Here is a 26323-nt window from a genome sequence, read left to right as displayed (position 1 = left end):
ACATTGGAATGGTTTATGATGTTATAACCAGAACTATTTTGGTTATCTAGATAGTATTTTTTTAATATTACCTTATCCCAAGTATATTTGTATTATGAAATGAGCATAAACAAAATTAATTTTTTGCTTACTACCGAATAATTAAATTTTTTAGCGAAATCGAAGATTCACGAGCACAATAAGTTCGATTAAAAATTCTCGCGAGAAAAGCATAGCGGTTGATCTAAGCGGAAATTTTTTATTGCATTCATTTTAAAATAAAAAATTTTAAGTAGATGAAAAAACTTGCACTTATCATATTTTCAGCTGTATGTCTGTTTGGCTGTAAAGAAACTAAAAAGGATTCTTCAGAAGAGATTAACGGTTCACTGGCGCAATCCATTGGTAAAATTAATGAGCTAGCTGTAGTCGTTGACAATGATGTATGGACGGGTAGCTTAGGCGATTCCATACGCAAGTATTTCGGAGCAGAAGTGCCTGGTCTACCTCAAGAGGAACCGCTATTTTCTATGAAGCAAATTCCATCGGATGCTTTTACAGGATTATCCAGAAGATATAGATTGTTCTTAAAAGTTCAGCAAGGAGATGAATCTAAAGTATATCGTGCTAATAACAAATATGCCACACCTCAATTAGGATATGTGATTACGGGAACAAGTGATGAAGAGATTGTTAAACTAATTCAGGAACGATCAGCAGATATCATTGCTAATTATAAAGAAGTAGAGACTAAAGAGAAGCAATATCGAATTAAAAAATCCTTAGAATATATTCCTCAGTTAAAAGAAAAAATGGGAATTACTCTAAAGATGCCTTCTGCCTATAGAATTGCTAAAGAAGAGGATAAGTTCTTTTGGTTACGAAAAGATGTAACCAATGGGGATATGAATTTAATGATCTATGAATTACCAATGGGAAGTATACCAAAAGATTCTAACACTATTGCCAAAATTATTAAAGTAAGAGACTCTGTAGGTATGTTAAAGATACCCACAAATTCAGGTAAGTTCATTACAGAAAAAGCATATGCTCCGTATTTATATGAAACCAAGTTAGATGATAAATTTACATTTGAAACCAAAGGTACTTGGGAAATAAAAGATCGATATATGGCTGGTCCGTTCGTGAATTATGTTATAGATGATAACGCTAATAGCAGACAGTTGGTAATAGAAGGATTTGTGTTAGCACCATCGGTAAGAAAAAGAGACTATATGTTCGAGCTAGAAGCAATTATTAAGAGCATAAAGTTTGAGTAGAAATTATTAAATCTACTATTTATTATAAAATGAAGCCTTCATGATCAATGGAGGCTTTTTTTATATCCCTATTTCCTGTTTTTAAAAATTAACAAAACATTGAGGGAAAACTACGTTTTTCCGTAAGGTGACGATTTTACTACACTTTATTTTTGCCACCAATCACAAATCAAGTAAGGAGATCTATTTGATCATATTGTCAAAAACTGTTGCGCAATAGAAATAGTGATCGATGAAGTTTCCTTTATAATTAAAACTTAAAAAACACGATTAAAACCAGAAAACATGAAACAATTTTTTAGAATTCGAGCAATTTTATTGCTAGGGCTTATTCTTACCACCTTTTTTACTTCCTGCGAAAAACCAACGATCGATGAAATCATAAAAGATCAAAGTACAATCCAAAAACCTGATACTGCAAATGGATTTCATAAAGAAAAGATAGCTTTTGATCGGATAAAAACTAATAAAAAACTACAGACTTTATTCGATATACAAGAAAGTAATCAAAAATCAGGTACAGATGCAGGTGTATATTATGATGCTGACCAGGATTTCGGCGTTGACCTTACCAAAGGAACGTATATGAGTAGAGGAGAGTACCATTCCTATACCTTTCCCGTATTTCGAAAATATGCTGAAGCAAAAACAGAAAACTTGTTAATTAGCTTACAACGCGATTGGAGTTATAAAGCTTTTTTAATATGCTATGATTTTAATCAAGAAGAGTTAGAAAAGGTAATAGTGGGAGAGGTTTTTTATGGTATTGAAAATAAACTATCTGTCCGAGAAATTCCTTTAGATGGCAAACTGTTATTAAATCAGTTACAAGCAAAAAACGAAGATGGTCCTTGGTGTAAAGAAATCATAATAAGCCAAGCAACGGGTTGGCCCGTAGAAATTAATGTTAAATGTGAGGATACAGCAGGTGGAGGCAACAATGATGACAGCAACAATGAAGATGATTGGGGTTCTGATGATAGTAATAATGATGACGATTGGGGTGGAAACCCTTTTGATAATGATAATGGAAATAATAATGATAACGGTAATGATGGACAATCAGGAGGTGGAAGCAATACTGGAGATAATACCAATGCCGATGAACCTTGTATTGATTGCTTAGGTGATTATTCGAGTTTTATTTTCGAAGGAACTTTAAACAGACTACAAAATATGCTCGGATATCCGCATTACACTACAGAAGGTAAGTGGATACAGAATATTCATAATTTTAGTGTTACTTCTAAAATTGTTAATATTCTACACAATTATCAAAATTCTAATGAAAGCATAACCTTATCTAAGAAGATTGTTGAACTAGGAACTGATAATCCACAAATTGCAAGTGCTCAAAAAGAGTTAGCCTTAGATATTGCTGATATCACTTTATCCAATGAGATAAGTGAGCATACACTTCGTGCATCGCTTATCACTACGAAAATGCTATTAAACGGTAGACTCGATGGTCCTTATGATCAATCGTATTATAATACACTAAATCCATATTTTGCCGTAGACACTCATAATCCTGCTTTTGCAGCTAGATTAACTGCTCAGATCGCTGTTGTCAAATGGCAACATAGAAATGATGAATGGTCAGATGCTAAAATTTATGCCACTGCACTTTGGCAATTATTACGTGATCCCGTACATTTGGTATTAGATGTTGGAGGGTTAATTCCCGTTGTTGGCGAAGTAGCTGATTTGGTCAATGGTGGCATCTATCTGCTCGAAGGCGATCAGATCAATGCAGCATTAAGTTTTGCAGGAGCAGTTCCGTTTGCAGGTTGGGCAGCAACAGGAACTAAGTTTGTGGGTAAGGTAGTGGTGCTAGCAGGTGGTGCAAAAGCCATACGAGTTATCGCTAAGAATACTGATCATATTGCGTCTATTGCTAATAAACTACGGGATAAATTTGATCTCGTAACCCAAAGAGGTGTTACATTACTCAAAGATAAATTGGGAAATGTTATTGCCAGAGGTAAGGAAAATGTAGCCAGAGTTCTTGGAAATGTAGCGGATGCTGTAAACGATCGACAAAAAAATGTAATCAATCAATGGAAGGACAACATTGGTAGCCAAAGCAATAAGCGTAAAGGTAATTTTGGTGAAATGAAAACGGATCTAGATCTGGCAGAAGAAGGATACATTCCTTTGCATACCAGAATCGATAATATTGATGCTGCAGGACATAACGGTATTGATGCAGTTATGGAAAAAGACGGTAAGTATTTTATCATTGAAAGTAAGTTTTCGTCTACTACAACGCCGTCGTTGAACGGAGCTAATCCAGCAACAGGTCTTCCAAAACAAATGAGTGATGCGTGGATTCAAGGAGGGGATAGATTATCAGAAGCTCTTGGTAATAATCCTGTATTAGCTCAACAAATATTATCATCAAATTATACAAGAGTTTTAGCTACACACGGACCTAATGGAAATAAACTCTACAAATTAGTAGATTCGGCAGGTAATATAGGTAGTGTATGGACACCATAATATGTAAAAAATGAGAGATAAGTTAAAAAGTAAAGAATATTTTAAAGAACTTTTAACTACCAAAAAACAGTTAATTCAACTAAATAGTGAAGGTTTATCATTAGGGAAGGTACATGAAAGTAAGATAGATTGGACAAAATATAGAAACTTAGGATTTTTAGTAGAATCAATAATTATTAAGTATTCTTCAGATAGTTCTTTAGAAGAATTAAAAAATGATTTCAAATATCCACTTAACCAAATCCTTAATTCATGGTCACCAATGTGTACAAAAATCAATGATGATAAAGGGAAACTTTGGGATCAATATATGGTAAGTCCATATGAGCGATTTTTACATCTATTATCATTAGCATATCTTTTAGAAGTGTCTGATTCTGATTTTCAAATATTAGTGGATATTATCGATAGAGATAACATTAGTGATAATTTGTATGAGTTTATCATTAAAGCTCGGTTTCCTGATAGAAAGCAAAATGGACCCGAAGAATATGATAAGGAACATTCTGTGATTTTAAAAGTGTATGATAAGTTGCGCAAAGCTACAGAGCAAAGTGATAAAGCAGAGGCTTCAAAACTGGTGCAACAATTTCTAGAAAAAGATTTCTATCATAAGCATATGAATCTTTACAATAGTCATAAAAGTAAAGCTAATATTTATTGCGGCTATTGGAGTTTTGAGGCAGCAGCAGTGGTAAAGATTATGGGCTTAGATGATAGTAGTTTTATCGATAACCAATATTATCCCAAAGATTTAGTTCATCAATCTCCAGAACCGCCTAAGAAAAAGAGTATATTAGGTAAGCTAGGCTTTTAAATTCTCTAAACAAATTATAAATATAAAACCAACCTCTGCATTGAGGTTGGTTCAAAAAACATACAATGAATACACTAATCAACATTGGTAAAAATAGAACTATATTGATCTCATTACTAATACTAATTGTTTCTGTAATTTCGGTATACCTTTATTCGTTTGGGATGTTAGGTTTCGAGTCTACTAGATTTATAAAACAATTGATTCGATTTGTAGCAACTGCTTTTCTTTTAGCTATGATCTATAAAGGAAAAAATTGGGCAAAAATAACTGCAATTATTCTATTTTCTTTAACGATTTTAGGTATACTTGTTGCTCTTAGCAGTTCACAAATGATATTAATCCCTCTAATAGATAAAATAGTATTTGGTATAATAGCTTTGGTGTACGCAATGGCTATTTATTATTTTGGTTTTGCAAAAAGTTTTAAAGCTTTTTTTAGATATCAAAATAGTAAAGAAAGTTAATGACTCCTTTATCTCTATGTGTTTAAACATAAGAATGCTAACTCACAAAGTAAACCATGAAAAATAGTTTCATAATTAGCATTAATAAAAAAATACTATTTATTAATGTAGCGCTATTTCTTTTAATACCATTTGTTACATTTTCTTTTGATAAAATAAACTTTTCTATTACATCAGAGAATCATGCAAATGGCATCCATTTATATGCTGCCAATAAAGAGGTGATTCCTGTATCTGTAAAGATTCAATACACACAATTTATTAATGTAGAAAGCACCAGAGGTTTGGATGTTGTATACGTGATTCCAGCAAATAGTCCGAGATATTTAATAACTACTCTTATGACTATTGACAATAGTAGAAAATCATCCATAAAGTATAGATACAGTTATCAGTTAGGTAATCATTATGCGAAGCAACACGACTTTAATGTCTTATATCATCTTCCTTTTGAAAATAAAGGTGAGGTCAGATACACGCAGGGATATCATGGAAAAACGACTCATGAAAATAGTAACGCTATCGATTTTGCTATGCCAGTAAATTCTGGAATATTGGCTGCAAGAGGAGGTATTGTGGCAGCGGTAGAAGAGCGATTTTCAAAAAATTGTTATATGGTAGAATGTGTCAAATACAATAATTATATTTTTATTTATCATAATGATGGCACCTTTGGTAAGTATTTGCATATTAAAAAAGATGGGAGTATTGTAAAAAAGGGAGATATTGTAAAAGCGGGTCAGCATATTGGTTATAGTGGTAATACGGGATACTCTTCAGGACCACACCTACATTTTGAAGTAGCATTTAATAGATTGGGAGAACCAGACGAAACCATAAAAACGGCATTTTTAACACAGAATATAGTAGGTGAAAAATCACTTGGAAAAACATTAAACGATCAATACAGGAGAACTCAAAACCAAAAGAAATCAAAGAAACAATTAGAAAAAGTAAAGAAATATCTTAAAGAGTATTTTGTATATAAAGACAGTACGTATACTTTTCGTAGTTTACTACAAGAAATGAATTGGCAAAAAATCAAGAATAGTACTGAAAATAAACCTATAAATTATGTCGATTTTATAACAAATAAAAAAATAGTACAAAATGATTCTCTTATTAATTTCGTAGACATTTATTGGGATGATAAATACAGTGATATTTTGGATTTTGATGTTCCAGAAATTAAAATCGTACAGTCTCTTAAAAAGCAACATATTTTTGATTATGTAAATAAGACACTTCCTAATTTCGATAGGTATACCTCCAAAAAACATAAATCAAAATATCCATTAAATACGAACAAAAAACAAAGCCTTATTTATATATGGTGGGGTAATAAAACCTTAGAGAACTATAAAGATGAAATCGTAGAAATAGGAAAAAAGTATAAGGGTAAGCTTGATCTTTATACGTTGTATAAAGGAGAAAGAAAGAATTACAAAAAGATTATTAAAAAATATTTAAAAGATTTTACTAATATAAATGTTTCTGATTCTTATTATGAGGATATACTCGGCTTACGAACCGCACCTGTAGTTATTTTTATAGATGAGAAAGGAATAATTTCTCAAATTATACTTCCAGAAATTAGATCTAATGGAGTTTTTGATTTTAGCGCATTAGGGGATTATCTTCAAAGTTTAAATAGCGATTCATATTAATCTTTTTGGAAATCTAAATTCCTTAGATAATGGCTTTGTTAGAAAATAAAAGATCGATATATGGCAGGTCCATTTGTAAATTATGTAATAGATGATATCGCTAATAATAGACAATTGGTGATCGAAGGGTTTGTATTAGCACCATCGGTAAGAAAAAGAGACTATATGTTCGAGCTAGAAGCTATTATTAAGAGCATAAAATTTGAGTAGAAATAGGTAATTTTATAATATATTTAGCGGTTCAAAATGTAATCCATGAATATTGTTTCTTATATCTCTAAGCAGATACCTGTTTCTGAAAAGCAAATTTCTAAAACCATCGAATTATTAAATGATGGAGCTACAATTCCTTTTATTTCCAGATATCGTAAAGAGGCGACAGGAAATCTCGATGAGGTAGCGATTGGAGAAATTGTTAAGTATAAAACAGCATTTGAAGCGCTTCAAAAAAGAAAAGAAAGTGTTTTAGCATCTATAAAAGAACAAGATGCACTTACTGTAGAATTACAAAAACGGATAGAAGTTGCCCAAACGCTTTCTGAGGTAGAAGATTTATACCTTCCTTATAAGAAAAAGAGAAAGACAAAAGCTTCCGTTGCTAAAGAACAAGGGCTAGAACCTTTAGCAAAAGTGATCATGCAACAACGAGAAGAAGAAATTCTCTATGTTGCTTCACAATATCTTAATGATAGAATTGTAAATGAAGAATTAGCCTTACAAGGCGCTAGAGATATTATAGCAGAGTGGGTTAATGAGGATGAAAAAGTAAGAAATAGATTAAGAAGACTATTTCAACGCAAAGCCGCTATTGCATCTACAGTAATTAAATCAAAAAAAGAAGATGAAGAAGCTCAAAAGTATCAACAGTATTTTGATTGGGAAGAACCGCTTCATAAATGTCCTTCGCATAGATTACTGGCAATATTAAGAGCCGAAAATGAAAAAATAGTAAGAGTTAAAATTACTGTTCCCGAGAATGATGCCTTGGATATTATCGATGATGTTATGATAAAATCTAATGTAGAAGCATGCACAGACCAAATGTTTTTGGCAATTGCGGATGCTTACAAACGATTATTAGCTCCTGCGATTTCTACAGAAGTATTGAATCAGTCTAAGGAAAAAGCAGACGATAATGCGATTAAAGTGTTTGCTCAAAACCTAAAGCAATTATTATTAGCTTCTCCATTAGGACAGAAAAGAATATTAGCGTTAGATCCTGGATTTAAATCAGGATGTAAGGTGGTTTGCTTGGATCAGCAGGGCGATTTATTACACAATGAGAACATATATCCACATCCTCCGCAACGAGAAACTACCAATGCAATAAAGAAGATAAAATCATTGGTAAACGCTTATAAGGTTGAAGCAATTGCTATCGGAAATGGTACTGCAGCAAGAGAAACAGAGGCGTTTATTAAGAAAATACCTTTCGAAAGCCAAATTCAGGTATTTATGGTAAATGAGAGTGGAGCTTCAGTATATTCAGCATCTAAAATTGCTAGAGCAGAGTTTCCTAATTACGATGTTACTGTTAGAGGAGCTGTATCTATTGGAAGACGGTTAGCTGATCCGCTAGCAGAATTGGTAAAGATTGATCCGAAGGCGATAGGAGTTGGGCAATATCAGCACGATGTAGATCAAACAAAACTCAAAAATGAATTGGATACTGTAGTTATGAGTTGTGTAAACAGTGTCGGGATCAATGTAAATACTGCTAGCGCACCCTTATTAAGTTACGTATCTGGAATAGGAGAGAAACTTGCTGAGAATATCGTGAGCTACCGATCAGAAAATGGAGCATTACAATCTAGGGAAGAATTAAAAAAAGTTCCTAGACTAGGAGGAAAGGCATATGAACAAGCGGCAGCTTTTTTAAGAATAACAGAACCGAGTCACCCATTAGATAATTCCGCTGTGCATCCAGAGCGATACAAGTTGGTTTCCAAAATGGCCAAAGATGTTGGAATACCGCTAAAAGAATTGATTGGTAATAAAACAGCAATTGCCAAAATTCAATTAAACAATTATACATCAGAAGATGTGGGTCTTCCAACATTAACCGATATTATTAAGGAATTAGAGAAACCTGGAGTAGATCCTCGAAAAAAGGCAACAATTTTTGAGTTTGATCCTAATGTAAAAACAATTAATGATCTCAAAACTGGAATGAAAGTACCTGGAATAGTTAATAACATTACTAATTTTGGATGTTTTGTAGATATTGGAATCAAGGAAAGTGGCTTAATTCATATTTCTAAATTGGCCAATGAATATATAAGTGATGTAAATGCCGTAGTACAGTTAAATCAGCAATTAATGGTCACTGTATTGGATGTGGATTTAAATAGAAAGAGAATTCAATTGTCACTGGTAGATTAAATGGAGCTAGAAGTAAGGCAAAAAAAAACTCCTTTCGTTAAAAAGGAGTATCAACTATATTTTTTATATATCTTTATTATGGTAACAAGCCCACAGTTGCGTTAGTAACAGTGCTTCTTGTGTTTTGTTCTTTGTTGATTACGTTAGTTAATCTTGTTGTCTTTTTAGTATCAGTATTAAAACCGTTTTTTTCTAATAAAAGGTTATAAAATTCTGTCTTAGTAGTATTAGTAACTTCTTTTTTATCTTCTTTTATAGTAATGTCAAAGTTATTCGCTTTAATTAATGCTTTGTAAAAATCTGTTTTAGAAGATTTTACTGTTAAAGCAGTATTAGTAGTTTCTATTTGAGCAGTCTCTTGTGCAGAAACAGTAGCGAAAGAAAATAAAATTGCGATTGTAAAAAATATAGTTTTCATAGTTTGGGGCTTTATGAAGTTACTTGTTTGATATACTCAAAGTTAAGACGAAAAAACAGTGTCACAAAACATATGAGAAACTTTTAGATAAAGTGGTTTTTAAACTCGATGAAATACACAAATTTTATGGTTTTACCGTAAAAACAAAATGCTTTTTGCCCTAATTTTCTGATTATTAAAGAACAATTATCCAATAAATCGGTACTTTTATTTCGCTAAAAAGTAGATTATCATAGACATACCGTTTTTGTACAAAAAATTAAGAACTGTAATTTTTGGATTACTTAAAATATTTGTTGCTACGTTAATTTCTAAATTGTAGATTGATCCTAAACTAAGAGGTAAAGGATTACAAAACTCAGATCAAATGGTAGATGTGATAAATGAATAAGAACCGATTTGGGCAGCTCGATTAGAATAGCCCACAATATATATACTACAAAAAAATGCCCAGCTAAAAAGCTGGGCATTTATATAATAGATAGTTGTAGAACTATTTATTTCTTTTCTTCAATCTTGTTAGGATCTTCATCTTCTTTAGAAGCATCTTTAAATTCTTTAATACCGCTTCCCAGACCTCTCATCAATTCTGGAATCTTCTTTCCTCCAAATAAAAGTAAAACTGCAGCAACAATTAGCGCAATTTGCCAAGGACCTAACATTCCTAAAAATATACTTAATGACACCATGTTCTTTAATTTAGATTACAAAGTTAACAAGATTTACCTAAAAATGACCTTTTTAAAGCACGAAAAGATAGTTTTAAGATAATATTCACAGCTTATATCAGTACTATTCGCTTCTAGATAACGTTTTAATATAAACTTTAGCATTTTTATCCGTTAAGAGAATATGTATATTTGCGTAACTAATGGAACTGCGGAGATAGCAGACTAATCTATGGCTAAAAAGAAAAAAGAACAAAAGAGAATTACTAAGAAGTTACTAAACAAATATAGATTAGTAATTCTTAATGAGGATACTTTTGAAGAACGAATATCTTTTAAACTTACCAGGTTAAATGTTTTTGTATTGACGAGTATAACATCGATTATTTTAATTTCATGCACGACTATTTTGATTGCATTTACACCGTTAAGAGAATATATACCAGGATATTCTTCCACTTCTCTTAATCAAAAAGCCACCAGATTAGTATCTACAGCAGATTCCTTAGAAACTGTACTAGCGGTAAATCAAGAATACTATAATTCGATTAAAAAGGTACTAACAGGAGATGTAAAAACAGTTGAATTTGATATTGATTCTGCAGTACAATCACAAAAACTAAATCCTGATGAGGTAGATTTAGATCCTTCTGAACAGGATATGCAATTACGAGAAGAAGTTTCTAGAGAAGATAAATATAGTCTTTTTGAAAGTGAAAAATCTAGTACTGATTTTTCACTATTTCCTCCAGTAAAAGGTAGTGTGACATCTGGTTATAATGTAAACGAAAGACATTATGCAATTGATGTAGCTGTGCCAAAAGATACCCCGATCAAAGCTGCTGCTGCCGGAACTGTTATTTTTGCCGAATGGACTTCTGAAACGGGACACGTTATTATTTTAGAACATGGAAATGGTTTACTTACCGTTTATAAACATAATGCGTCATTAACGAAACAACAAGGTGAATTAGTAAAAGCTGGAGAGGTAATCGCAACAGCGGGGTCAACAGGAGAACTTACTACAGGTCCTCACCTGCATTTCGAATTATGGAGAGATGGATATCCTACAGATCCGTCGAAATTTATTGATTTTGAATAAAAACATACAATGTCTATTAAATCATTTGGGGCAAAGATTTTTGCAAAACGTATTCGTAAAAAGATAGATAAATGGGCTAATAATCCAGTAGAAACTCAAAAAAGAGTGTTCGAAGAGTTATTAAAATCAGCAAGTAATACAGCTTTTGGTATAGATCATAACTTTACTAAAATTCATACACATGATGACTTCGTAAAAGAAGTTCCAATCAGAGATTATGAACAGTTACGTCCGTATGTGGATAGAGTTGTAGCCGGTGAAGATGATATCTTATGGCCAGGAAAACCTATTTATTTTGCAAAAACTTCGGGTACTACTAGTGGAGTAAAATATATTCCATTGACTTCTGATTCCATGCCAACGCATATTAAGGCTGCACGGAATGCCATTTTATGTTATATCGCAGAAAGTGGAAAAGCTTCTTTTGTAGATGGAAAAATGATATTTCTTCAAGGAAGTCCAGAATTGGTAGAGAAAAACGGAATTAATTTAGGACGCCTATCAGGGATAGTAGCTCATTATGTGCCAAAATATCTTCAGAAAAATAGACTTCCAAGTTGGGAAACAAATTGCATTGATGATTGGGAATCAAAAGTTGATGCTATCGTAGAAGAGACAGCTAATGAGAATATGACAATCATTAGCGGAATTCCACCTTGGGTGCAGATGTATTTCGAAAAGTTGCAAAAGAAAACAGGGAAATCAATAGGAGAGCTGTTTAAAAACTTCGAATTGTTTATTTATGGAGGAGTTAATTTTGAGCCCTATAAAGCTACTTTTGAAAAATTAATAGGAAGAAAAGTGGCAAGTATCGAGTTATATCCTGCCTCAGAAGGTTTTTTTGCTTTTCAGGATGTTCAAGACGAGAAGGGAATGTTACTTCAATTAGATTCAGGAATGTTTTATGAGTTTGTAAAGGCAGATGAGTTTTTTGAAGATAATCCAAAAAGAATTACCATAGCAGATGTAGAGAAAGATGTAAATTATGTGATGCTTATTTCTTCTAATGCAGGTTTATGGGCTTATAATATCGGCGATACAGTAATGTTTACCAGTACCTCACCGTACAGAGTTATCGTGTCTGGTAGAATTAAACATTTTATTTCGGCTTTTGGAGAACACGTGATCGGAAAAGAAGTAGAGCAAGCGATGAAAGAAGCCACTGAAGCTACTGGTGCTGTAATTAAAGAGTTTACGGTAGCGCCTCAGATTAATCCAAAGGATTCCGAATTACCTTATCATGAATGGTTTATAGAATTTCAGGAAAGTCCAAAAGACATAGCAGGGCTAGAAATCCAAATAGACAATGCTTTACGAAAACAAAATACCTATTATGATGATTTAATTACTGGAAATGTACTGAGAACATTAAAAGTTCGATCCGTACCAAAAGGTGGTTTTAATGAGTATATGAAATCTATTGGAAAACTTGGTGGTCAGAACAAGTTACCTAGACTTTCTAACGATAGAAAGATTGCGGATTCCTTGATGACGGGTATAGGTAAATAAATTATATATTTGTTAGGAAAAATTTTATGACAAATCTCAAATTAAAAGGAAGAACAAGAGCACAAGAAAGTTCAAGTGCCATAGAACGCATGTATATCACAATGCGACATCTATTTAATAGAGGTTTTTATAAACCAATGGGAGTTTCTGGTGATACTTTAAGAGAAGGACTACTAACACTTCGACCAGAAATTTACGGTTCAGTTGCCGAAGAAAAGGTAGAATTAGATGGATTATTATACGTTATTGATCGCTTACCTATAGGAATCGAAGAATGCCGCTACATTAACCTTACAAGTGAAGAAGGATATAAAAATTCTCATTTTAAACCAATTGTTCCACCAAAACGAAGAAGAAATTGCTACAGGATTGACGAGGAACAAATGAATATTGAGATCACTAGAGGAAGATCAGAAATTTATGATATTCTTACGCATCTTACTTTTCTATTCATAGAATCGCATAAAATCATGAATCGTGTAGTGATTAATGAAGAAGGAAATGTAACCAGAGATTGGGATAAATTAGAAAAAGCAGTTACTTCTAAAAAAGACCTTACGAAATCTGAACGTGAGGTAGTGCTCACCCATACAGCCAATATATTGGGAAGAACTTTTCAGGAAGTTACTTCGATATATGGTAGCTTTTCTTGTCCAGAAAACAAAGAAAGATTTATACACATTATTTACTGGTTAGGGAAGTTAGCTATTGAAGAATCAGTAAATGAAAACAAAAGATTGGTAACATTTAGTCCTGTTTTAAGAGAACGTTTAGGGCATCATATTCATGGAGAACGATGGGCGAATACTATAAAAAGTAAATTACAAGAATTAAACTTGATAGATCGTCCAATACATATTATAAGTGCTAATATGCATAGCGTTATGAATACTATGTGCGCTCCTTTAGCACTTAAAACAGAATTAAAAAACAAAGATACTTTTGATATCTACGAATTATTAAGCCAGGATAAGAATGATAAGCTTAGAGCTAAGGTAGAGAAATTAGCGCTTCAGAAAGGAATGACTTTTCTGGAAGACGAAAGTGGAACCAATATCGATGTGCAAATTTTCGATACTTCGAAATATACAAATGGTCTTTTTGAAACAAACGTTTCAGAAAAAGATATCAATAGTATGCCGGTTATCATTGTTATGGATTACGCATTTGGAGAACAAGCATATGAAACAATGGATGAGCTTTTAAAACCTTATGAGAAATCCGAGAGTAGAAAATACTTAAATGTTAAATCCGTTTCCCTAATGGGTAAAGCGGGTATTCTAGAAGGAGGTAAAGGAGATATTATGATTCCATCTGCTCATGTATTTGAAGGAACAGCAGACAATTATCCTTTTGACAATGGACTAAGAAAAGAAGATTTAGAAGGTCATGGTATAGATATCTACGAAGGAGCAATGATTACCGTTTTAGGTACTTCACTGCAAAATAGAGATATTCTGAAATTCTTCCATGAATCTACCTGGAACGTGATTGGTTTAGAAATGGAAGGGGCTCATTACCAAAAAGCCATACAATCTGCTTCCAAATTAAGAGGAAGTATCAGTTCTGATGTAAAAGTGAATTATGCATATTATGCATCTGATAATCCTTTAGAAACAGGAAGTACATTAGCATCTGGTGGATTAGGTACAACAGGAGTAAAACCTACATATCTAATTACCGAGAAAATTTTAGAGCAAATATTTAATAATCAATAAATGAATATAGAATCTACAGAGGAAGTTAATCTTAAATATATATTTAGGAAATTAGAGAAAGCCTTTAAAGCATTTCTAAGAATTTGTGTTTCTATTTTTCAGTTTTATAAAAAGAAATGGGCATTATTTCTGGGGATACTAATTATTGGTTTTATTAGTGGATATATTCTGGATAGCAAATACGGGTTTTCTAAAAAATATACCCAAGAAATTATAATAGAACCAAAATACGAATCGAAAAAATATATTTATGATTTTGTAAATTCTTTAAAAGACAATCTTAAAGAACCCTCTTTCCTGAAAAGGGTAAATTTAGACAGTAATTTGGTGAAAAATCTATATGATGTAAAAGTCAACCCCATAATAAAAGCAACGGATGTTTTAGATAATCTGCATCGCAAATATGGCAGTAAGGAGGATTTTCATGAAATTATCGAGAGTTACGATCCTAGGGTATTGGAAAAGGAAAAATATAGAGATTTTTATAGATATGATAGATTGGTTTTTGTCTATAGGACTAATCATACTGATAATCTCAAACTTTCAAAAAATATACTAGAACATATTGATTCTAATAGTTATTTTCAGAAGATTCTTGACCAGAATATTACTCAGACGGAGAAGAACCTGAAAGAAAATAAAAAAACATTAAAATATTTAGATGACTATCTGGAAAAATTAAATAAAGCCCCAATAGAAACAGATAAAGATCTTATTATGATCGGGGATGAATCTGAACTACCAACAATTTCGAGTTTATTGACTAGAAAACAAACGTTATTAAATACTATAACTAATCAAGAAAATATTTTAGTATTAAACAATAAGTTGTTCGATGTGGTGGATAGAGGTGAGATTGTTTTGTTAAGAACAGGTATATCAAAAAAGATGATAATAAAAATGCCTTTATTGTTATTCTTAATGGTATCCTTTCTTTTCGCAATCAAAAAAATGCCTAGTAGGATAATACGATATATTAATAGCTAAAATTCTCAATAAAATTGCTAAAAGAAGTCATTTTAATAACTGGAGGAGCAGGATTTATAGGCTCCAATTACTTAAATCATAAATCTAATGAAAATGATATTGAGGTTATCAATTTAGATAAACTAACATACGCAGCTGATTTGAATAATATCGATGTTGATGATAATTGTGACTATACCTTTATCAAAGGTGATATTTGTGATTTGAATTTGTTGGAGAGAATTTTCGAAGAATATAATATTAATAAGGTAGTTCATTTTGCTGCAGAATCTCATGTTGATAATTCGATTGCTAGTCCAGATGAATTCATACAAACAAATATTATAGGCACCTTCAATTTATTACAGGTAGCATTTAAGAACTGGATGCGCGCACCTAATGTTTTTAAAAAAGGAAAAGAAAGCTGTAGGTTTTTACACGTTTCTACGGATGAAGTATATGGAACTCTAGGAGAAACAGGTTTTTTTACCGAAAAAACCCCTTATGCTCCTAATAGTCCGTATAGTGCTTCAAAAGCATCTTCAGACATGTTAGTAAGAAGCTATTTTCATACCTATGGTTTGCCAGTTGTTACAACAAACTGTTCCAATAACTACGGACCTAGACAACATAAAGAAAAACTAATACCTACAATTATAAGAAAAGCATTAGCCGAGGAGAATATTCCAATATATGGGGACGGAAAGAATGTTAGAGATTGGTTATATGTTCTAGATCATTGTAAAGGAATTGATTTGGCCTTGGAAAAAGGTGAGTTAGGAGAAACCTATAATATAGGAGGAAAAAATGAACGAGAGAATATTTATATAGCAAAAACAATATGTAAAACTCTTGATAAGATAAAACCCCTAAAAAACAACAAGTCATATTTGGATCTTATAGCTTTTGTAAAAGATAGACCAGGACATGATTTTAGATATGCTATCGATGCATCAAAAATTGAAAATGAACTAGGTTGGAATGCAGAAGAAAATTTCGAATCTGGAATTGAAAAGACTATAAATTGGTATTTAGAAAAGTATAAATAGAAAAAACACTTCAAAACTTCTTTATTACTAAGTTTTTGAAAACAAATAGATTAAAGATGAAAGGAATTATATTAGCAGGAGGTTCTGGAACAAGGTTACATCCTCTTACATTAGCAATAAGCAAGCAGTTAATGCCAGTGTACGATAAACCTATGATCTATTATCCGCTTGCTACCTTGATGTCTGCTGGAATAAGAGAAATCCTCATTATCTCTACTCCGTTAGATCTACCTTTATTCAAGAAGTTATTAGGTGATGGTAAAAAATATGGGTGTGTTTTTGAGTACGCTGTACAGGAAAAGCCTAACGGATTAGCAGAAGCGTTCGTTATAGGTGAAAAGTTTATCGGTAATGAAAAGGTAGCCTTAATTTTAGGAGATAATATTTTTTATGGATCTGGTTTAGAAGAACTTTTAGAAAGTAATAATAATCCGGATGGAGGAATTATTTATGCTTATCACGTGCAAGACCCTGAAAGATATGGTGTCGTAGATTTTGATAAAGAAGGAAATGCAATTTCGATAGAAGAAAAACCAGAGATTCCAAAATCTAACTATGCCGTTCCTGGGATTTATTTTTATGATAATGATGTAGTATCTATTGCAAAAAAGATAAAACCAAGTGAACGAGGAGAATTGGAAATTACGGATGTCAATAATGCCTATTTGAAAAAAGGAAAGCTTAAAGTAAGTATTTTGGATAAAGGTACAGCTTGGTTAGACACAGGAACTTTTAACTCACTAATGCAGGCTTCTCAGTTTGTTCAAGTAATAGAAGAGCGGCAAGGGTTAAAAATAGGTGCTATAGAAGAAATAGCATACAATAAAGGATTCATAACCAAAGCTCAGTTAGAAAAGTTAGCGACGCCATTAATTAAGAGTGGTTACGGAAAACATTTATTACAATTAGATTAGTTATGGAGATTGAGAAGACCCCTTTGGAAGGATGTTTTGTCTTAAAACCAAAGGTTTTTAATGATGATAGAGGTTCTTTTTTCGAAAGTTTTAATTTAAAAACGTTTAAAAGGGTTACTGGGTTGGAGATAGATTTTGTTCAGGATAATCAATCAATTTCTTCAAAAGGAGTTCTAAGAGGGTTGCATTTTCAAAAAGGAGATTATGCACAAGCGAAGTTAGTTAGGGTAACAAAGGGTAGGGTTTTAGATGTTGCAGTGGATCTTAGAAAGGATTCTCCTAGTTTTGGAAATTATTTTTCTATAGAATTGAATGATCAAAACAATTATCAATTATTTATCCCTCGAGAATTTGCTCATGGATTTGTTGTTTTAAGTAATGAAGCAGTTTTTAACTATAAATGCGACAATTTCTACAATAAGGACTCTGAATCCGGAATTAGATACGATGATCCAGACTTAAATATTAATTGGAATTTAGATACCGAAAATATTCTTTTATCGGAAAAAGATATAATTTTACCATTTTTTAAAGATCTTTTTTAGATATAATTTTTACATAACATAAAAGCACTTACATTTGCTTGGATTTTATTTTTATACACTAGATGAGTACCAAAGAAAACCCTTCAGAAGAAATAGACTTAGGAAAATTATTTAAGTTAATTGGTAATGTGTTTAATAAATTATTTTTGTTGATAAAAAGGCTTTCTACTGAAATATTTCACATAACCATAAGGACTCTTTTATTTATTCAAAAACACTTTTTAAAAATTTTAATTGCAGGTGTTATAGGGGTAGTTGTTGGATGGATATTAGATACTACAGAAAAACCAATTTATCAATCTTCAATGATAGTTGAACCAATTTTTAATAGTACTCAGCAACTTTACAATAATATTGAATTTTACAATGAACTTGCGGAAGAAAAAGACTTTAATAACTTGGCGGCTGCTTTAAAAATTTCAAATCAGGAAGCAAGTAGCATTAAAAAAGTAATTATCGAAGCTTCAACAGATGAGAATCAAAAATTGAAACAGTTTAGTGATTTTGTTTCAACGCTTGACAGTATTTCAAGAGCTAATTTGAGTTATAAAGATTATTTAAGAAATTTTAATAACATCAATGCTAAATTTCATAAAATCACTATTAGAGCCCTTGATCCAAAAGTCGCTAAAAAGTCCCAAAATGCTATCGTGAGGTCTATATCAAATAATGAATATTTTAAATTACAAAAGAATACAAATGATCTAAATTTAAAATTAGATGATTCCATTATCCGTAAACAATTAGCAGAAGTTGATTCTCTGAAATCTTTCTACCAAAAATTAAAAATGTTAGATATTCAAAGGGAACCATCATCTTCCAATACAAGCATTAATTTAAGTTCGGAAAATAAGGAACTGGATAAATCAGAGATAACCTTACTAAAACAAGCAAAAAACTTAAGTAAAGAAATTTTAGAGATAAATAAAAGAAAGGCAAATACGAAAGAAATTATTAATGTTATTTCAAATTTTCCGGAAAGAGGAGCCTTATTAAATGATCTTTTGACTCAAAAAAAAGTATTATTGCCAATCATTCTCATTGGCTTAATGTTTGTAGTTTTAATTTTACTAGGATTGAATAGGTATTTGAAAAATTATAATCCGTAGATTTTGGTCGATTTATGAAAATTTTAGTAACAGGTTCAGATGGGCAGTTGGGGAGATGTATCCATTTGTTAGCAAAAAAAAAATCGAATATTGACTTTTTTTTTACCAATTCACTAACGTTAGATATTACCGATAAAAACAGTATAGAATATTATTTTCTAAAAAATAACATTGACTACGTTATTAATTGTGCGGCATATACAAACGTGGAAGAAGCGGAAAAAGAACCAAAAAAAGCTTTATTAGTTAATGCCGAAGGCGTCAAAAATATAGCTGAGATATGCAAAAAACATGATGTTACATTACTTCATATTTCCACAGACTATGTGTTTGATGGAAAAAAAAATACCCATTATACAGAGGAGGACGAACCGAAACCTATTAATAAGTATGGAAAATCTAAGTTATTCGGCGAAATGTATGTTCAAGAAATATTAGATAAGCATTTTATAATTAGAACCTCTTGGTTGTACTCTCAGTTCGGTAAAAATTTCTTCAAAACAATATCTGAGAAGTCAAATGTGCAAGATGAATTTACAATTACAACAGCTGAAAAGGGAACCCCTACGAATGCAAATGATTTAGCATTGTTTTTACTGGAAATTATAGAGCAAAGAAGTTCGAATTATGGTGTTTATCATTTTAGTAATTTAGGTAGCGCAACATGGTATGATTTTGCTAAGGAAATTTTAATTTTATCTGGTAAACTTGGAGAAATAAGGCTTAAAAAAACGGATAATTACCCTACTTTTGCAAAACGTCCAGTTTATAGTGTTTTAAGCAAACGTAAGATAATTGAAAATTTTGATTTCGATATTTTAAACTGGAAGGAATCTCTAAAAAAGCTTATCAATACATAGTTTATGTTGTGTTCTTTATAGTTTCCTAAAAAAATTAATAAAGAAACGTGAAAGAAAGTAATATTAGAAAAGGGGTAGATTAACTGATGATGTATAAGAGTTTGTTTGATATTGACTTATGTATTAAACTTCTATTTGAATTAAATAGATATGGATTATAAATAATGTTGAATAACAAAAAGCTAAAATTTTCTTTAAAAAGGTTTACCTTTTTGTTACAAGAATTAATTCTCAGATAACTTTTGATATTTTATTGCTTCATAGCAATATTTCTTAAGCATAATTTTGATAACACATGAATATATTAAAGCTAATTGGCAGAACGGAAGAATTATTTACCTCAGATATTACTCAGAAAGAGTTAGAATTAAAAAAGATAGTTTCTTCGTCTTCTTTTTTAGTGATAGGAGGAGCTGGTTCTATTGGGCAGGCGGTAACCAAAGAAATTTTTAAACGAAACCCACAAAAATTACATGTTGTAGACATAAGCGAAAATAACTTGGTAGAACTAGTAAGAGATATCAGAAGTTCTTTTGGGTATATTGATGGTGATTTCAAAACATTTGCATTAGATATAGGATCTGTTGAGTATGATGCATTTATTGAAGCTGACGGAAAATATGATTATGTATTGAATTTATCAGCTCTTAAACATGTACGCAGTGAAAAAGATCCTTTTACATTAATGAGAATGGTTGATGTAAATGTATTTAATACAGAGAAAACTTTACTTCAATCTATTAAAAAAGGAACCAAAAAATATTTTTGCGTTTCAACAGATAAAGCTGCTAATCCAGTAAATATGATGGGAGCTTCCAAACGAATTATGGAAATGTATTTAATGAGACGAAGCAAGGATATTAAAATTTCTACTGCGCGTTTTGCTAATGTTGCTTTTTCAGATGGGTCATTACTTTATGGCTTTGATCAAAGAATAAAGAAAAGACAACCTATTGTAGCTCCTAATGATATTAAACGATATTTTGTAATTCCTAAAGAATCAGGAGAACTGTGTTTAATGTCATGCATTTTTGGTGAGAATAGAGACATATTTTTTCCAAAATTAAGCGAAAACCTTCATCTTATTTCCTTTGCCGATATAGCGATCAAGTATTTAGAAGAATTAGGATATGAACCCTATTTGTGCAAAGATGAAGAAGAGGCCAGAGCATTAGTGAATACGCTTCCAGAGCAAGGAAAATGGCCGTGCTTATTTTCATCTAGTGATACTACAGGAGAAAAAGATTTTGAAGAATTTTTTACCGACAAAGAAACGCTCGATATGAATAGGTTTCAAAATTTGGGTATCATAAAAAATGACTTAAATTTTGATGAGGTAGCATTGAATTATTTTACAGAAAAGATTCAGTCGTTTAAGAAGAATAAAAAATGGGAAAAGGAAGATATTGTAGATCTTTTCTTCAAAATGATTCCTGATTTCGGACACAAAGAAACTGGTAAATATTTGGATAGCAAAATGTAGTCTTATGTATAAAGAATTTATAGCATTTACCAGAAACACCTTTAATACTGAAGCTTTTATTCCATTACATGCCCCGGTATTTATGGGTAATGAAAAAAAATATCTTAACGAATGTATAGATTCTACATTTGTTTCGAGTGTTGGAAAATTTGTCGATCGTTTTGAAGAAGAAGTAGCAAAATTTACAGGAGCCAAGTATGCCATTGCGACATCGAATGGAACAGCGGCACTTCATATAGCATTATTAATGGCGGGTGTTTCCGAAAATGATGAAGTTATTACACAGCCCTTAACATTTATAGCTACCGCAAATGCAATAAGCTATATTAAGGCTCACCCCGTTTTTGTAGATGTGGATAAAGATACATTAAGTCTTTCTGCAGAAAAACTAGAGTATTTTTTGATCCAAAATACAGAGCTACAGAATGGAGTCTGCGTAAATAAGGTCACTAAAAGAAAAATAAAGGCTGTAGTTCCGATGCATACTTTTGGGTTTCCAGCAAAAATAGATGATATTATCGCCGTTTGTGATAAATTTAAAATTGCGGTGGTAGAAGATGCTGCAGAGTCTTTGGGAAGCTACTATAAAAACAAACACACAGGAACTTTTGGCCTTTTAGGAGCTTTTAGTTTTAATGGAAATAAGACAATAACAACCGGAGGAGGAGGAATGTTGGTAACAAATGATGCAGATATTGCTAAGAGAGCGAAACATATTACAACCACAGCAAAAATTCCACATGCTTGGGATTATGAACATGATATGATTGGTTATAATTACCGCTTGCCTAACATTAATGCCGCATTAGGTTGTGCTCAAATGGAAGAATTATCATTAATTTTAGAAAAGAAAAGAATCCTATCGGATAAATATGCAGCGTTTTTTAGTAACAAGTCTTTACAATATCTCAAAGAACCGAAAGATTCTATTTCTAATTATTGGCTTAATGCTGTTCTGTTAGAAAATATAGAAGAAAGAAATGATTTTCTAAAAGAAACAAACGATAACGGGGTAATGACTAGACCTATTTGGAAGCTTATGAATAGTTTATCTATGTTTAAAACCGCCCAAATAGGTAATCTTGAAAACTCAAAGTGGTTCGAAGAACGTGTAGTTAATATTCCAAGTAGTGTTATAATATGAAACCGTTATATATAATAGGAGCTGGAGGAGCTGCAAAAGAAATTTATTTATTAGTTAAAGAACTCAATAAGGTTGATCACATTTACGAATTTAAAGGATTTGTAGATATAACTACAGAACGATTTTTACAAATAGGAGGTGCTCAGCATGATATTATTAACGAATCTGTTTTATTACATGAATCTGATGAAAAAGTGGCAATTGTTTTTGGTTTAGGAGATATAAACAAACTAAAAAAGATAGTGGTACAATATACAGACAAGGATATTTTTGAATTTCCAAATATAATACATCCCAGTGTTCAAATTGATGAAAGTATATCTTTGGGTATGGGTAATGTAATCACCACTCATAGTGTCTTTACCGTCGACACGGTTCTAGGTTCTTTCAATTATATTAACCGAGGTGTTCATTTAGGGCATGATTGTAAAATAGGTTCTTATAATGTAATAAACCCATGTTCCGTTATATCTGGAGGGGTAACAATAGGTGATGAAAATTTAATAGGTACTAATGCTACAATACTTCAGTATTTAGAAATTGGTTCAAAAAACAAAATTGGGGCAGGAGCGGTTGTTACAAAAGATATTTTGGATAATAGTTGTATGATAGGGATTCCCGCAAAAAATATAGAGTAATGAGAAAAACCTTAATTATTGCAGAAGCCGGTGTTAATCATAATGGAGATATTAATTTGGCGAAAAAATTAATAGATGCCGCAGCCATTGCTGGGGTGGATTATGTGAAATTTCAAACATTTAATTCTAAAAAATTAGTGAGCAAAAATGCTCAAAAAGCAGCATATCAAAAAGAAAACACTGGTAATGCTTCGGAATCTCAATTAGCAATGCTTCAAAAGTTAGAGCTTAGTAAAGAAATGCACCTTGAATTGATAAAGTATTGTGATTCAAAAAACATAAAATTTTTATCTACAGGTTTTGATTTAGAGAGTATAGATTTTTTGAATCAATTAGATATAGATTTATTTAAAGTTCCCTCAGGTGAAATAACCAATTTGCCTTATTTACGAAAAATAGGGGCCTTAGGTAAGCCTATCATCATTTCAACTGGGATGGCAGATCTAAGTGAAATTGAGGAAGCTGTAAATGTAATGCTTAATGCCGGAGCTGATAAATCCAAAATTTCGGTATTACACTGTAATACCGAATATCCTACACCAATGCGAGATGTTAACCTGAGTGCTATGAATACCATTAAAGAACAGCTAGAGGTTTCTATTGGATATTCTGATCATACCTTAGGTATTGAAATACCAATTGCTGCCGTAGCTCTTGGTGCAACTGTTATTGAAAAGCATTTTACTTTAGACAAAACCATGGAAGGACCTGATCATAAGGCTTCTTTGGAACCGAATGAGTTAAAAGCTATGGTCGAAGGAATAAGAAACATAGAAAAAGCAATGGGTCATGGCAGAAAAGAACCTAGTTCTAGTGAAATAAAGAATAAAACTATAGTTAGAAAAAGCATAGTTGCAGGTAGAGATATAAAAAAAGGGGAAATCTTAACCGAAAATAATATTACGGTAAAAAGGCCAGGAAATGGTATTTCTCCTATGAGATGGGATTCGATAATTGGCACTACAGCATCTAGAGACTATAGTGAAGACGAATTAATTTAATATAAAATTTCGAAAATGATCGATCTTGGAATGAAAAGATGGTTAACAATATGAAAAAGAAAGTATGTGTAATTACTGGTACTAGAGCAGAATTTGGTTTGATGTACTGGTTGCTAAAGTTTTTAGAGGAAGATACTGAGGTTCAATTACAACTAATTGCTACGGGAATGCACCTTTCTCCAGAATTTGGGCTTACCTACCAACAAATTGAGAAATCGGGTTTTATGATCGATAAAAAGATAGAAATTCTTCTATCATCTGATACCCCAGTTGGTGTATCAAAATCAATGGGGTTAGCTCAAATCAGTTTTTCAGAAGCCTATCAAGAGTTAAACCCCGATGTTATTATAGTGTTGGGAGATAGATTTGAAATTTTTTCTGCGGTTTCCGCGGCAATGATTGCTAAAGTTCCAGTAGCCCATTTGCATGGAGGTGAAGCTACTGAAGGACTTATAGATGAACCAATAAGACATTCAATTACAAAAATGTCTCAAATTCATTTTACGGCTACAGAAGAGTATCGCAAAAGGGTGATACAACTTGGTGAGCGTCCAGAAAAAGTATTTAACGTAGGAACACCAGGTTTAGATAACATTTATTATTTAGACCTTTTAACAAGAGAAGAGTTTGAAAAGTCGATAGATTTTAAGTTAAACACTAATAATATTTTAATTACGTTTCACCCTGTAACTCTTGAAAATAATACAGCAGAAACACAGTTTTTAGACCTTTTGGCTGCCTTGGATCAATTAGAAAGCACAAATTTTATTTTTACAAAGCCTAATGCTGATACGGATGGAAGAATTATCATAAAACTTATTGATGATTACGTAGCCAAGAATCCAGAAAAGGCGTGCTCATTTATTTCGTTGGGTCAACTAAGATATTTATCTGCACTAAAATATATGGATGCGGTATTAGGAAACTCTTCCAGCGGTTTAACAGAAGCACCAAGTTTCGGAATACCAACCATTAATGTAGGAGATCGACAAAATGGAAGAATAAAAGCTGAAAGTGTTATTGATTGCAAACCAGATGTGAAAAGTATTAAGGAAGCATTAAAAAAATCACTTTCTAAGGAATTTAAGGATATAGCCGCAAAAACTGTAAACCCTTATGGAGAAGGAGGAGCATCAAAAAAAATTGTTGAGAAATTAAAAGAAGTAGATTTGCAAAATATTCTTAAAAAATCATTTTATGATATTGACTTTAAAATGGAATAGATGAAAATATTTTTTATAGGAACCGTAGAATTTTCTAAAATAACATTAGAAAAGTTAATTGAATTAAGAGCTGATATAGTTGGTGTAGCTACAAGATCAGAATCAAAGTTTAATGCCGATTTTGCAGATTTGATTTCGGTCTGTAAGGAGCATAACATAAATTATAGAACTATAAAAAATGTAAATTCTCCCGAGGCACTTTCATGGATTAGAAGTTTGGGGCCAGATATCATATTTTGTTTTGGTTGGTCTAATCTATTAAAAAGAGATTTACTAAATCTAGCCCCTATGGGCGTGGTAGGTTATCACCCAGCAGAATTGCCAATGAATAGAGGTAGACATCCTATTATCTGGGCATTAGTATTAGGCTTACAGCAAACGGCATCAACATTCTTTTTTATGGAAGAAGGGGCCGATGATGGAGATATATTGTCTCAAAAAAGGGTTTCAATAGATATAACTGATGATGCTCAGTCACTATATGATAAGTTAACTGCAACAGCATTAAATCAAATAGAAGAATTTCATACTAAATTAGAGGCTAACACCTATGAAAGAATAAAACAAGATCATTCTAAGGCTAATTTATGGAGAAAAAGAGGGAGATCAGATGGCATGATTGATTTTAGAATGTCCAGTGAGGCTATTTATAATTTAGTGCGAGGACTTACTAAACCATATGTAGGTGCGCACATCGAAATAGGTGATGAAGAAACCAAGGTGTGGAAGACTGAGATAGGTGACGGATATAAGAAAAACATAGAACCCGGAAAGGTTTTAAAAGTAGACAATCAGAAAATTTTGGTAAAAACAGGCGACGGAACAATTTGGCTTACAAAACATGATTTTGCTCAATTACCCGAATTAAATTCATATTTATAA

The 26323-nt window shown here is 32.0% G+C and carries 24 protein-coding genes; 22 read left to right on the top strand and 2 right to left on the bottom strand.

The window, feature by feature from the left end; translation table 11 throughout:
- The first annotated feature begins 275 nt into the window (after nt 1-275).
- The 7 genes from Q1A73_RS19810 to Q1A73_RS19780 all read left to right on the top strand — a co-directional run bounded on the left by Q1A73_RS19810 (nt 276) and on the right by Q1A73_RS19780 (nt 9094).
- Nucleotides 276-1259, top strand: coding sequence for a DUF4837 family protein (locus Q1A73_RS19810; protein ID WP_299609170.1), 984 nt, complete (start codon nt 276-278; stop codon nt 1257-1259).
- A gap of 285 nt (nt 1260-1544) precedes the next feature.
- Nucleotides 1545-3761 carry a hypothetical protein gene (locus Q1A73_RS19805; RefSeq protein WP_299609168.1) on the top strand — a complete coding sequence of 739 codons (2217 nt, stop codon included), beginning with the start codon at nt 1545-1547 and terminating at the stop codon, nt 3759-3761.
- 10 nt (nt 3762-3771) lie between these two features.
- The gene (locus tag Q1A73_RS19800; RefSeq protein WP_299609165.1) at nt 3772-4578 is read left to right on the top strand and encodes a PoNe immunity protein domain-containing protein; all 807 of its coding nucleotides are present in this window, start codon (nt 3772-3774) and stop codon (nt 4576-4578) included.
- 65 nt (nt 4579-4643) lie between these two features.
- Nucleotides 4644-5045 (top strand): hypothetical protein, encoded by a 402-nt coding sequence (locus Q1A73_RS19795; RefSeq protein ID WP_299609162.1) that lies wholly within the window; start codon nt 4644-4646, stop codon nt 5043-5045.
- Nucleotides 5046-5101: 56 nt separating this feature from the next.
- Nucleotides 5102-6712 (top strand): M23 family metallopeptidase, encoded by a 1611-nt coding sequence (locus Q1A73_RS19790; RefSeq protein WP_299609159.1) that lies wholly within the window; start codon nt 5102-5104, stop codon nt 6710-6712.
- 45 nt (nt 6713-6757) lie between these two features.
- On the top strand, nt 6758-6922 hold the full coding sequence (locus Q1A73_RS19785; RefSeq protein WP_366141479.1) for a DUF4837 family protein: 165 nt from the start codon (nt 6758-6760) through the stop codon (nt 6920-6922).
- Nucleotides 6923-6967: 45 nt separating this feature from the next.
- A complete protein-coding gene (locus Q1A73_RS19780) occupies nt 6968-9094 on the top strand; it encodes a Tex family protein (protein ID WP_299609156.1) in 2127 nt (708 codons plus the stop codon).
- 76 nt (nt 9095-9170) lie between these two features.
- Here Q1A73_RS19780 and Q1A73_RS19775 read toward each other — a convergent pair whose 3' ends face one another.
- Both Q1A73_RS19775 and Q1A73_RS19770 read right to left on the bottom strand, forming a co-directional pair.
- Nucleotides 9171-9512, bottom strand: coding sequence for a hypothetical protein (locus Q1A73_RS19775; protein ID WP_299609153.1), 342 nt, complete (start codon nt 9510-9512; stop codon nt 9171-9173).
- 497 nt (nt 9513-10009) lie between these two features.
- Nucleotides 10010-10201 (bottom strand): twin-arginine translocase TatA/TatE family subunit, encoded by a 192-nt coding sequence (locus Q1A73_RS19770; protein WP_299609150.1) that lies wholly within the window; start codon nt 10199-10201, stop codon nt 10010-10012.
- A 211-nt stretch (nt 10202-10412) separates the two neighbouring features.
- On the opposite strand from Q1A73_RS19770, the gene Q1A73_RS19765 reads away from it, so the two are divergent.
- The 15 genes from Q1A73_RS19765 (at nt 10413) to Q1A73_RS19695 (ending at nt 26323) form a co-directional block, all read left to right on the top strand.
- On the top strand, nt 10413-11282 hold the full coding sequence (locus Q1A73_RS19765) for a M23 family metallopeptidase (RefSeq protein WP_299609148.1): 870 nt from the start codon (nt 10413-10415) through the stop codon (nt 11280-11282).
- 9 nt (nt 11283-11291) lie between these two features.
- A complete protein-coding gene (locus Q1A73_RS19760; RefSeq protein WP_299609145.1) occupies nt 11292-12791 on the top strand; it encodes a GH3 auxin-responsive promoter family protein in 1500 nt (499 codons plus the stop codon).
- Between the two features lie 26 nt (nt 12792-12817).
- On the top strand, nt 12818-14509 hold the full coding sequence (locus Q1A73_RS19755) for a hypothetical protein (protein WP_299609142.1): 1692 nt from the start codon (nt 12818-12820) through the stop codon (nt 14507-14509).
- On the top strand, nt 14510-15496 hold the full coding sequence (locus Q1A73_RS19750) for a hypothetical protein (protein ID WP_299609139.1): 987 nt from the start codon (nt 14510-14512) through the stop codon (nt 15494-15496).
- A 14-nt stretch (nt 15497-15510) separates the two neighbouring features.
- Nucleotides 15511-16524 (top strand): dTDP-glucose 4,6-dehydratase, encoded by a 1014-nt coding sequence (gene rfbB, locus Q1A73_RS19745; RefSeq protein ID WP_299609136.1) that lies wholly within the window; start codon nt 15511-15513, stop codon nt 16522-16524.
- 56 nt (nt 16525-16580) lie between these two features.
- Nucleotides 16581-17438 (top strand): glucose-1-phosphate thymidylyltransferase RfbA, encoded by an 858-nt coding sequence (gene rfbA, locus Q1A73_RS19740; RefSeq protein WP_299609133.1) that lies wholly within the window; start codon nt 16581-16583, stop codon nt 17436-17438.
- Between the two features lie 2 nt (nt 17439-17440).
- Entirely contained in the window at nt 17441-17983 is a 543-nt protein-coding gene (rfbC, locus tag Q1A73_RS19735; RefSeq protein ID WP_299609131.1) for a dTDP-4-dehydrorhamnose 3,5-epimerase, read from the top strand.
- Nucleotides 17984-18045: 62 nt separating this feature from the next.
- A complete protein-coding gene (locus Q1A73_RS19730) occupies nt 18046-19092 on the top strand; it encodes a hypothetical protein (protein WP_299609129.1) in 1047 nt (348 codons plus the stop codon).
- Between the two features lie 14 nt (nt 19093-19106).
- Complete coding sequence (gene rfbD, locus Q1A73_RS19725) at nt 19107-19952, top strand: dTDP-4-dehydrorhamnose reductase (RefSeq protein WP_299609126.1); 846 nt, start codon at nt 19107-19109, stop codon at nt 19950-19952.
- Nucleotides 19953-20247: 295 nt separating this feature from the next.
- Complete coding sequence (locus Q1A73_RS19720) at nt 20248-21435, top strand: UDP-N-acetylglucosamine 4,6-dehydratase (protein WP_299609123.1); 1188 nt, start codon at nt 20248-20250, stop codon at nt 21433-21435.
- 4 nt (nt 21436-21439) lie between these two features.
- On the top strand, nt 21440-22579 hold the full coding sequence (locus tag Q1A73_RS19715; protein WP_299609120.1) for a LegC family aminotransferase: 1140 nt from the start codon (nt 21440-21442) through the stop codon (nt 22577-22579).
- Complete coding sequence (locus Q1A73_RS19710) at nt 22576-23217, top strand: acetyltransferase (RefSeq protein ID WP_299609117.1); 642 nt, start codon at nt 22576-22578, stop codon at nt 23215-23217. Before Q1A73_RS19715 ends, Q1A73_RS19710 begins: the two co-directional genes overlap by 4 nt.
- Nucleotides 23217-24218 carry an N-acetylneuraminate synthase gene (gene neuB, locus Q1A73_RS19705; RefSeq protein ID WP_299609114.1) on the top strand — a complete coding sequence of 334 codons (1002 nt, stop codon included), beginning with the start codon at nt 23217-23219 and terminating at the stop codon, nt 24216-24218. Before Q1A73_RS19710 ends, neuB begins: the two co-directional genes overlap by 1 nt.
- A gap of 50 nt (nt 24219-24268) precedes the next feature.
- Entirely contained in the window at nt 24269-25441 is a 1173-nt protein-coding gene (neuC, locus tag Q1A73_RS19700; RefSeq protein WP_299609111.1) for a UDP-N-acetylglucosamine 2-epimerase, read from the top strand.
- A complete protein-coding gene (locus Q1A73_RS19695) occupies nt 25442-26323 on the top strand; it encodes a formyltransferase family protein (RefSeq protein WP_299609108.1) in 882 nt (293 codons plus the stop codon). It abuts the gene before it with no gap.

The organism is uncultured Aquimarina sp. (genome assembly GCF_947492115.1).
In the GTDB taxonomy this organism is placed as follows: Bacteria; Bacteroidota; Bacteroidia; order Flavobacteriales; family Flavobacteriaceae; genus Aquimarina.
Note: the sequence above shows the minus strand (reverse complement) of the source record. Positions and strands in the feature narration are given on the sequence as shown.

Excerpts from the sequence above, each read along its gene's own strand:
- Q1A73_RS19810 (WP_299609170.1), top strand. The coding sequence starts at position 276 with ATGAAAAAACTTGCACTTATCATATTTTCAGCTGTATGTCTGTTTGGC.
- Q1A73_RS19805 (WP_299609168.1), top strand. The coding sequence starts at position 1,545 with ATGAAACAATTTTTTAGAATTCGAGCAATTTTATTGCTAGGGCTTATT.
- Q1A73_RS19800 (WP_299609165.1), top strand. The coding sequence starts at position 3,772 with ATGAGAGATAAGTTAAAAAGTAAAGAATATTTTAAAGAACTTTTAACT.
- Q1A73_RS19795 (WP_299609162.1), top strand. The coding sequence starts at position 4,644 with ATGAATACACTAATCAACATTGGTAAAAATAGAACTATATTGATCTCA.
- Q1A73_RS19790 (WP_299609159.1), top strand. The coding sequence starts at position 5,102 with ATGAAAAATAGTTTCATAATTAGCATTAATAAAAAAATACTATTTATT.
- Q1A73_RS19780 (WP_299609156.1), top strand. The coding sequence starts at position 6,968 with ATGAATATTGTTTCTTATATCTCTAAGCAGATACCTGTTTCTGAAAAG.
- Q1A73_RS19775 (WP_299609153.1), bottom strand. The coding sequence starts at position 9,512 with ATGAAAACTATATTTTTTACAATCGCAATTTTATTTTCTTTCGCTACT.
- Q1A73_RS19770 (WP_299609150.1), bottom strand. The coding sequence starts at position 10,201 with ATGGTGTCATTAAGTATATTTTTAGGAATGTTAGGTCCTTGGCAAATT.
- Q1A73_RS19765 (WP_299609148.1), top strand. The coding sequence starts at position 10,413 with ATGGCTAAAAAGAAAAAAGAACAAAAGAGAATTACTAAGAAGTTACTA.
- Q1A73_RS19760 (WP_299609145.1), top strand. The coding sequence starts at position 11,292 with ATGTCTATTAAATCATTTGGGGCAAAGATTTTTGCAAAACGTATTCGT.
- Q1A73_RS19755 (WP_299609142.1), top strand. The coding sequence starts at position 12,818 with ATGACAAATCTCAAATTAAAAGGAAGAACAAGAGCACAAGAAAGTTCA.
- Q1A73_RS19750 (WP_299609139.1), top strand. The coding sequence starts at position 14,510 with ATGAATATAGAATCTACAGAGGAAGTTAATCTTAAATATATATTTAGG.
- rfbA (WP_299609133.1), top strand. The coding sequence starts at position 16,581 with ATGAAAGGAATTATATTAGCAGGAGGTTCTGGAACAAGGTTACATCCT.
- rfbC (WP_299609131.1), top strand. The coding sequence starts at position 17,441 with ATGGAGATTGAGAAGACCCCTTTGGAAGGATGTTTTGTCTTAAAACCA.
- Q1A73_RS19730 (WP_299609129.1), top strand. The coding sequence starts at position 18,046 with ATGAGTACCAAAGAAAACCCTTCAGAAGAAATAGACTTAGGAAAATTA.
- rfbD (WP_299609126.1), top strand. The coding sequence starts at position 19,107 with ATGAAAATTTTAGTAACAGGTTCAGATGGGCAGTTGGGGAGATGTATC.
- Q1A73_RS19720 (WP_299609123.1), top strand. The coding sequence starts at position 20,248 with ATGAATATATTAAAGCTAATTGGCAGAACGGAAGAATTATTTACCTCA.
- Q1A73_RS19715 (WP_299609120.1), top strand. The coding sequence starts at position 21,440 with ATGTATAAAGAATTTATAGCATTTACCAGAAACACCTTTAATACTGAA.
- Q1A73_RS19710 (WP_299609117.1), top strand. The coding sequence starts at position 22,576 with ATGAAACCGTTATATATAATAGGAGCTGGAGGAGCTGCAAAAGAAATT.
- neuB (WP_299609114.1), top strand. The coding sequence starts at position 23,217 with ATGAGAAAAACCTTAATTATTGCAGAAGCCGGTGTTAATCATAATGGA.
- neuC (WP_299609111.1), top strand. The coding sequence starts at position 24,269 with ATGAAAAAGAAAGTATGTGTAATTACTGGTACTAGAGCAGAATTTGGT.
- Q1A73_RS19695 (WP_299609108.1), top strand. The coding sequence starts at position 25,442 with ATGAAAATATTTTTTATAGGAACCGTAGAATTTTCTAAAATAACATTA.